Raw genomic sequence first — 825 nt, forward strand, 5'->3', positions numbered from 1 at the left:
ATTTCTTTGTCCGTCAGCTTTGTAAAAGAGGATAGTAATTTTTTACTTCACCTGTACTCGCTGATAATTGGGATTGCCGTATCTGCACCTCTGGCGCGGCTAAAATCCGGTTCACCGGATATTTGCAAATAACCGGATTTGGCAATACCATACAAAACATTACATTTTTAGAATATGTATGTTTATTTCAAATAAAAAAACCATTATTTTTACTGCCTGTAATGTTTTTTAAAAATATATTAATTCAAACCTATGAGAACTATATTTCGTACTTTACCGGTTGCCGGCCTGTTCCTGTTATTAAGTCTTGGTTCATGTTCTTTATTTAAGAGCAACAGCCCGCAACCGGATCTATCGGCTGTGGAATGGCAGTTGGTATCCGTGCAACCGGAAAATGGCGGCGCGAATCTGGTTCCTGCGTCCGGACAACAGGCGACACTCCTGGTGATAGATGGCCGGGCCAGTGGCAACACCGGATGCAACAGTTTCAGCGGGAATGCGAAACGCGATAACAATAAGATCAGCTTCAGCGGGATAGCCTCTACCCGTAAATTCTGCACTTCAGGCATGGATATTGAAGCCGCCTTGTTGAGAGCGCTCAATTCCGCCGACAACTTCAGGATCAAAGACGGGAAACTGCAATTGAGGCAGGGTTCAAAAACGCTGGCAACATTTTCCGACAACGCGAACAAAGTCTGGAAAGTGGAATAACCTGTTAGTTGAAGCCTTACTTCATGTGTTAAAGAGAGGGTGTGTGTCTATCACCACACAGTTCCGGCCCGTTGAAATAAACGGTGGATAAACGCCCTTCCTTTTTCAGTCCAT

At 44.1% G+C, this 825-nt stretch carries 1 protein-coding gene; it reads left to right on the forward strand.

The features are described 5' to 3' along the window. Window positions 1-252: 252 nt before the first annotated feature. Window positions 253-711 carry an META domain-containing protein gene (locus ACFO6W_RS16785; RefSeq protein ID WP_379998508.1) on the forward strand — a complete coding sequence of 153 codons (459 nt, stop codon included), beginning with the start codon at window positions 253-255 and terminating at the stop codon, window positions 709-711. Window positions 712-825 lie beyond the last annotated feature (114 nt).

Origin of the sequence: Dysgonomonas termitidis (genome assembly GCF_042654545.1) — a bacterium.
GTDB lineage: Bacteria > Bacteroidota > Bacteroidia > Bacteroidales > Dysgonomonadaceae > Dysgonomonas > Dysgonomonas termitidis.